This window comes from Inquilinus limosus MP06 (assembly GCF_000767795.1).
In the GTDB taxonomy this organism is placed as follows: domain Bacteria; phylum Pseudomonadota; class Alphaproteobacteria; order DSM-16000; family Inquilinaceae; genus Inquilinus; species Inquilinus limosus_E.
Window position 1 is genome coordinate 1 of record NZ_JANX01000902.1, and the last position, 1636, is coordinate 1636.

At 69.1% G+C, this 1636-nt stretch carries 2 protein-coding genes; one reads left to right on the top strand and one right to left on the bottom strand.

Annotation, left to right across the window (positions count from 1 at the left end):
* Positions 1-1085, bottom strand: a 1085-nt coding sequence (locus P409_RS33795) for a glycosyltransferase family protein (RefSeq protein ID WP_430515681.1), incomplete at its 3' end; no start/stop codon positions are given.
* A 184-nt stretch (positions 1086-1269) separates the two neighbouring features.
* On the opposite strand from P409_RS33795, the gene P409_RS33800 reads away from it, so the two are divergent.
* A partial coding sequence (locus P409_RS33800) for a sigma factor (RefSeq protein ID WP_034849018.1) occupies positions 1270-1636 on the top strand: 367 nt, incomplete at its 3' end.

Consider the following 1636-nt stretch of genomic DNA (forward strand, 5'->3'; position numbering starts at 1 on the left):
ATCAGCAGGAAGGGCAGCGCCGGCAGGACGAAGCGGTATTCCTTGTGGGCGACCAGGCTGTGCGACAGCACCACCGCCAGCGGCACCGCCACCAGCATCGGCTGGCGGCGCGCGCCCAGCACGATCAGAGCGGCCATCGGCGCCAGCCACCACGACCAGACCCGGGCGTATTCGGTGAAGTAGAAGCCCAGCGGCATGACGCCGAAGCTGTGGCTCTTCTCCTCGACGATGTTGATCCAGAAGTTCTTCAGCACCGACTGGAACGGCCAGCCCAGCGTCACCCAGTCGAGCAGCCCGTTGCACAGCACCACCGGGACCAGCCCGGCCAGCAGCATCGGCCGCACCCGGCCGCGCCAGTCGCCGCGGCCGGCGATCACGACCGCCGTCACGATCGCCGGCAGCAGGTGGAAGCGGAAGACGAAGACCAGGCCGAACAGCACCCCGGCCCAGACCAGCCGGCGGCGGTCCGTCGTTTCCGCGGTCCAGGCCAGCCAGCAGCCGACCAGCAGCAGGCTGGTGGCGATCGATTCCGTCAGCGCCGTCGGCGCGAAATAGATCAGCTCGAACCAGATCGTGCCGATGAAGGCCGCGGTCAGCCCCGCCGTCAGCCCGGCGGCGCGCCGGGCCCAGAGGAAGGCGACGGCCGGGATACCGAGCGACAGCGCCGACCACAGCGCCTTCGAGACGCCGAGATAGGCCGACGGGTCGTCGCTGACCCAGGACACCGCCTTCATCAGCCCGGCCAGCATCCCCGGCAGCAGCCAGGAGCGGATGCCCTCGCGATACTCCCAGGGCACCATGCCCTGGCCGAAGGCCAGCCGGTGCGCCTGCTCGTAATACTGGAACAGCTCGTCGGCGTGGTGGATGCGCGGGAAGGCCAGAGCGAGGGCGAAGCGGAGCACCAGCCCGAGGGCCAGCAGCCCGGCGAGTCCGACCAGCCAGGCGGGCCAGCGGTCGAGGATGCCGGGCCGCGACGGATACGGCAGAGCGACCGAGGCTGCTGCGGAGCCGATCGGACGACCGAGATAGCGATCGGACACGGAGGGATCGACCGATCGGCGTTGCTCCACAGTGTCGTCGGTCATGTCGCTCCGAATCGCGGCGGACTATCGAGTATCGCTGCCTATAACACCGGCGGGTTGCTTTTCGTCTGCAAAAACCTCGCAAAAATCATCATATCCAGGATCGTGTTGAGAGTTTGTCCATGCCTCCATCGGAACAAGGCGCGGTCCCCGGGATGAAAACCGGAGGTGGCTGCGTATATGGGGCATGAAACGCCGCAAGGATGATTTCGACGTCATCGCCGAGCTGCCGGGGCTGAAGCGCTACGCGCTGGTCCTGACCCGCGATGCCGCCGAGGCCGAGGACCTGCTGCAGGACACCCTGCTGAAGGCCTATGAGGGCCGCCGCGGCTGGCAGCCGGACCGGGCGCTGCGCCCGTGGCTGTTCTCGATCATGCACAACGCCCATGCCTCGCGGCTGCGCGGCCGCCGCGCCGAGGATGCGCGCATCGCCCAGGCGACGCAGCTGGCGCCCCAGGCCGGCGCGCCGAGCCAGGATGCGCGGGTGCAGCTGGCCCAGGTGCAACGCGCCCTGATGGCCCTGCCGGACGGAGCAGCGCGAGGCGCTGCTGCTC